The sequence below is a fragment of the Raoultibacter timonensis genome (assembly GCF_900240215.1).
Classification (GTDB): Bacteria; Actinomycetota; Coriobacteriia; order Coriobacteriales; family Eggerthellaceae; genus Raoultibacter; species Raoultibacter timonensis.
In genome coordinates this window covers 1-5,826 of the sequence record NZ_LT964680.1, presented here as the reverse complement: position 1 = coordinate 5,826, position 5,826 = coordinate 1, and the positions used below count along the sequence as shown (strand labels likewise).

The window sequence follows — 5,826 nt, the reverse complement described above, 5'->3', positions numbered from 1 at the left end:
CCGAATGGGGGAACCCAGCCGGGGTAATGCCCGGTTACTCTGGCCCGAACACATAGGGCCAGCAGAGGCAACCCGGGGAACTGAAACATCTAAGTACCCGGAGGAAGAGAAATCAACCGAGATTCCGTTAGTAGCGGCGAGCGAACGCGGACCAGCCCAAACCCATGCACGTGTAAACATTAGGGTGTTGCTGCATGAGGTGTTGTGGGGCCGTCTATTCTTTCAACCTAATTTGACAGACGCAGTTACAAAGCGTCGCGGTAGCGGAACGGCATGGAAAGGCCGGCCAGAGCGGGTAAAAGCCCCGTACGCGAAACCCCGGCGCCTGCGAAGACGGTACCCGAGTAATGCCGGACACGTGAAATCCGGTATGAATCAGGGGGGACCACCCCCCAAGGCTAAATACTCTCTTATGACCGATAGCGAACCAGTACCGTGAGGGAAAGGTGAAAAGTACCCCGAGAGGGGAGTGAAATAGTACCTGAAACCGTGTGCCTACAAGCAGTCGGAGCAGTATTCGTACTGTGACGGCGTGCCTTTTGTAGAATGAGCCAGCGAGTTGCGGTGTGCGGCGAGGTTAAGTTTTGAAACGAGCCGTAGTGAAAGCGAGCCTTTAAGATGGCGTTTAGTCGTATGCTGCAGACGCGAAGCCGAGTGAGCTATCCATGGGCAGGCTGAAGCGGGGGTAAGACCCCGTGGAGGGCCGAACCCACTTCGGTTGAAAACGGAGGGGATGACCTGTGGATAGGAGTGAAAGGCTAATCAAACTCGGAGATATCTCGTTCTCCCCGAAATAGCTTTAGGGCTAGCCTCGATCGTTTAATACCGGTGGTAGAGCACTGGATCTTCTAGGGGGCTTCACCGCCTACCGAAAAGAACCAAACTCCGAATGCCGGTATTCCAGAGATCGGGAGTCAGAATATGTGGGCTAAGCTGTGTATTCGAAAGGGAAACAGCCCAGACCGCCTGCTAAGGTCCCTAAATCCATGCTAAGTGGCAAAGGATGTGCGTTTGCCTAGACAACCAGGATGTTGGCTTAGAAGCAGCCATGCATTTAAAGAGTGCGTAACAGCTCACTGGTCAAGTGGACATGCGCCGACAATTCACGGGGCTAAGCATGGTACCGAAGCAGCGGACTGAATTATTTCAGTGGTAGGGGAGCTTTCCATACCGGGTCGAAGCCGGAGGGTAACCGACGGTGGACTGTATGGAAGTGAGAATGCTGGCATGAGTAACGAGAGAAGTGCGAGAAACACTTCCGCCGTAAGCCTAAGGGTTCCTGGGCAAGGCTAATCCTCCCAGGGTCAGTCGGGAGCTAAGGCGAGGCCGCGAGGCGTAGCCGATGCACAACAGGTTGATATTCCTGTACCACCAACGAGCGTTACCACCGATGGGGTGACGGAGAAGGGTAGCTGGGCGGGGTTCTGGACGTCCCCGTGAAAGCGCGTAGGGCGGCGCGTAGGAAAATCCGCGCGCCACGAAGCCTGAGACGTTAGACGAAGCAATTGAGTGAAGTCAGTGAGCCCATGCTTCCAAGAAAAACCTCTAGGGAGCTACGTTGGTGCCCGTACCAAAACCGACACAGGTAGGCGGGTAGAACATACCAAGGCGATCGGGAGAACTATGGTTAAGGAACTCGGCATATTGACTCCGTAACTTCGGGAGAAGGAGTGCCCCTGACGGTGAAGGACCCCGCGTCCGGAGCTATCGGGGGTCGCAGTGAAACGGCCCAAGCGACTGTTTATCAAAAACACAGGACTCTGCTAAGTCGTAAGACGACGTATAGGGTCTGACGCCTGCCCGGTGCTGGAAGGTTACGTGGATGGGTTAGCGCAAGCGAAGCTCTGAAACTAAGCCCCAGTAAACGGCGGCCGTAACTATAACGGTCCTAAGGTAGCGAAATTCCTTGTCGGGTAAGTTCCGACCTGCACGAATGGCGTAACGATTTGGGCGCTGTCTCAACCATAGACCCGGTGAAATTGTATTATTCGTGAAGATGCGAATTACCTGCGGAAGGACGGAAAGACCCCGTGAACCTTTACTGCAGCTTGACATTGGTTGTTGGTTCGGTGTGTAGAGGATAGGTGGGAGACTTCGAAGCAGGGACGCCAGTTCCTGTGGAGTCGCCCTTGGAATACCACCCTCATCGTATCGGCAACCTAACGTGCGACCGTGATCCGGCGTGCGGACCGTGTCAGGTGGGTAGTTTGACTGGGGCGGTCGCCTCCTAAAATGTAACGGAGGCGTACGTAAGGTCTGCTCAGAACGGTTGGCAATCGTTCGTAGAGTATAAGAGTATAAGCAGGCTTGACTGCGAGACCTACAAGTCGAGCAGAGAGGAAACTCGGTTCTAGTGATCCGGCGGCTCAGAGTGGAATGGCCGTCGCTCAACGGATAAAAGGTACTCCGGGGATAACAGGCTGATCTTGCCCAAGAGTCCACATCGACGGCAAGGTTTGGCACCTCGATGTCGGCTCATCGCATCCTGGGGCTGAAGTTGGTCCCAAGGGTATGGCTGTTCGCCATTTAAAGCGGTACGCGAGCTGGGTTCAGAACGTCGTGAGACAGTTCGGTCCCTATCCTCCGTAGGCGTAAGAGAATTGAGAAGGGCTGCCCCTAGTACGAGAGGACCGGGGTGGACGAACCTCTGGTGTAGCAGTTGTCGACCAACGGCATAGCTGCTTAGCTACGTTCGGAACGGATAACCGCTGAAAGCATCTAAGTGGGAAGCCGGCTTCAAGATGAGTTCTCTTTTCGGTAAGACCCCTCGTAGACTACGAGGTCGATAGGCCGCAGCTGCAAGCGCTGCGAGGCGTTCAGGCGAGCGGTACTAATCGGTCGAGCTCTTTATCTTACCACTTTCACATCTTCGCGACGTGCGGACGAACGCTATGCAACCTTCAGGGTTGCGCGGGACTTGAGAACCGAATAGGTCTCGTGGAATACCTTCTACGAGCGCGACCATGGAGGCAGGGATCACCCGATCCCATTCCGAACTCGGCAGTTAAGCCTGCCATCGCCGAAAGTACTGCGGTGTAGTCCGTGGGAGGATAGGACGTCGTGCTCGTAGAGGGTATTTTTCTTTTTCGGCCCGCGGCCCCGCGGGCGCGGGCCCGCCTCGGCGGGGCCTTCGCGTATAGGGCTGTCCTTTTTTCCCATCTAGAAGTGGGTAAGAGAGCGAGGGGACCGAATGGGGGAACCCAGCCGGGGTAATGCCCGGTTACTCTGGCCCGAACACATAGGGCCAGCAGAGGCAACCCGGGGAACTGAAACATCTAAGTACCCGGAGGAAGAGAAATCAACCGAGATTCCGTTAGTAGCGGCGAGCAGTTCATCGAGGGCGAAAAGAGAAACGATATAAACGCCGAATTCGCTCCGCTGGCGGCCGACATGGAAACCGCCAGCGTGGCGCATGTGTGCCATGTGAACCGGGTTCCGTTCATCGCGGTGAGAACCATCACCGATACGGCGACGCATAACGGAATGGAGAACTACGACAAGAACTGCGAAACCGCTTCTCGCATTTCTGCCGAAGTGGTTATCGGAATGCTCGCCGAACTTGAGCGGTAAGGCGTCCGTTTGCGAAATCGGCCGCCGATCGCGCACGAGGAAGAGGGCATGGCGTCTCGCCTGCGGACGCCGCATGTGGCAACCGACCGTCCCGGATATTAACAAATCTCAATCGAATCGCAAAGCCGTATATATTGTTTCGCTTTGGTTGGACAGGATATCATCCACTAATGATTTTGGTGATGACATACGGCTCGTGCGCCGAGAAGCCATCTTCCAGACAGAAATCGGGATGCGTGTATCAGCTGGTAGCTTACGCGGAGCCCGTTGTCTTGAGGAGAGCGATATCGCGAGGGTCTTGTTGCGCCCATAGCAAACCGCCATTGCCAGCCGATGCGGCATCATGTCACCGGGCTTCGATGTGATGTTGCATCGGCGGGCAATCTATCAACAAGGTTAACAATGGGTCTCGTCGAAAGGCGAGCCCTATTGTATTCTACGGCTGGAGTTTCCGAGCGATATAGGGGGCTGTCTTACGCCCCCTGTCTTTTATCGGGCTCTTGCAACTTGTTCGGTCTCTTAGACTCATGGATTGAAGCTCATGCTGATAGTGGCCGCATTCTTTGTGGCTCTTGTTTGGATTGCGGTTTCGCAATCCAAACGCAATTCTCCCTTAGTGGAACCTTGCTTTCCAAAGATACAGAATTGTTGAGGTAGAGTAGAAGCTAGAGGAGAGGAGACAGGGATGAGAAAGCAGAAGCTTGCTACAGCCGTCGCAACGGTCGCTTTCTGTGGTGCGCTCGGGGTTGCAGCGGGTCTTGCCGGATGCTCGCCGCAGGTTTCTCAGTCGGGAGCGTCGAACGCTTCGGAGTCGCAGGCGACTGGGGAGACGAATGCGGGTGGCGAAAAGACCATGCAGGAATGGGGCGAATTATATCCGCTTCAATACAATTCATATGCGACGCTGAACTACAAACAGGTTGATTTCGGTGCGGAAGACGGATTGGGCCTTTATGAGGACAAGACAGAACGCCCTCATGGACATTTTGCAACGCTGGCGATGGAAGTGGGTCCGCTTGCTCGTGACAGCGAAGGAAACTTACTGTTCACAGACGATGCACGCTTTGGCGTGGACTCGCTTGAATACAATAGCGAAACGGGCCAGTGGTATGTTGACGATAGCAACTGGGTTGAAGTAATCAACGATGCTGGGTACACCAAAGGCTGCTATGCATGCCGAAGCTCGAAGTTTGATGTAGCGTATGAACAAGAAGGCGCCGAGGTGTACGGTGAACCTGTTGATCAGGAGTTCGCCGACCTCCTGAACGGCCAGTTATGGGATTGCGCCATCTGCCACGAAGAGACGCCCGGGGACGAGCCCGATGCGACGCTTACGATGTTTACGCAGCTTTCTGGAGATGCGTTTGACCAGTTCGATCCAGAAGAAAGAGCATGTGGACAATGTCACAACACCTTCAATCATCGGAAGTTTATTACCGATCAGGAGACGATGGACAGCTTCGATCCCTACAAATACGGTACTGATATCGATTCATTGCTCCAAGCGGAACTCGAGGATGGCATCTACGATGTCGATGAGGATACGGGCATAAAGATCGGCTGCTTCGATGAGCCTGAGCTCGAGATGACTCAGGGAAGCCCCATGAACGAACTCGGCGTAACGTGCATCGATTGCCATATGCCCAAAGTGACGGATCCCGAAACCGGTGAAACGTATACCGATCACAACGCTTCGGGCTCTCCTCTTGCAAGGGAAGAATCGCTCGAATACTGCCTGACTTGCCATAAATCTCAAGGTATCGAAACGACTGATGATATGGTTGAGATGGTTCGGAGCAAGCAACGCGAGGCTCGTGAAGCGCTTGGCAGCGCCCAAGCCAGGATGGACGAAGCATATGAGCTTATCAAGGCAGCCGTTCAAGATGGAAGTGTTGATGAGAACACGCTAAACCAGGTCCGCGACGACTATACGCGCGTGGACGCATACCTCCACATTACCAATGGCGATAGCAACGGGCGCGTGGTTCACAACAACGATAAGCTGAATGATTACCTTGCTCGAGCGAATAATCTGCTCGATGGCATTATGGAAAAACTTGCATAACCGAATATAACGAAAGGCGCCTTTAAGATGTCTTTCCAAACATCATAACGGCGCCGTGCGACACCGTTTCATCTCGCCTTTCGCTTGTCGGACGGCTACCTTATTTCAACTTCTTTCGGGGGGGGGCATGTCGGTTCTTGGATCAACAGCTCTTTGCGTGGCACTAGCGTGTGGTGCGTTGTCGACGGTCT

General features: G+C 54.3%; 2 protein-coding genes and 2 rRNA genes (1 of these 4 only partly in view). All 4 read left to right on the top strand.

Features of this window, described 5'->3' with window-relative positions:
- Positions 1 to 2,854: ribosomal RNA gene (locus C1722_RS17895) — 23S ribosomal RNA — on the top strand (it extends 363 nt beyond the left edge of the window).
- Between the two features lie 99 nt (positions 2,855 to 2,953).
- Positions 2,954 to 3,067 (top strand): 5S ribosomal RNA (gene rrf / locus C1722_RS12150).
- A gap of 230 nt (positions 3,068 to 3,297) precedes the next feature.
- A complete protein-coding gene (locus tag C1722_RS12145) occupies positions 3,298 to 3,570 on the top strand; it encodes a 5'-methylthioadenosine/S-adenosylhomocysteine nucleosidase (protein WP_425319380.1) in 273 nt (90 codons plus the stop codon).
- Positions 3,571 to 4,255: 685 nt separating this feature from the next.
- The gene (locus C1722_RS12140) at positions 4,256 to 5,635 is read left to right on the top strand and encodes an ammonia-forming cytochrome c nitrite reductase subunit c552 (protein ID WP_102379659.1); all 1,380 of its coding nucleotides are present in this window, start codon (positions 4,256 to 4,258) and stop codon (positions 5,633 to 5,635) included.
- Positions 5,636 to 5,826: the final 191 nt, after the last annotated feature.

What these genes read in the sequence shown, in the direction of transcription:
- C1722_RS12140 (WP_102379659.1), top strand. Translation starts at nt 4,256, where the DNA reads ATGAGAAAGCAGAAGCTTGCTACAGCCGTCGCAACGGTCGCTTTCTGT.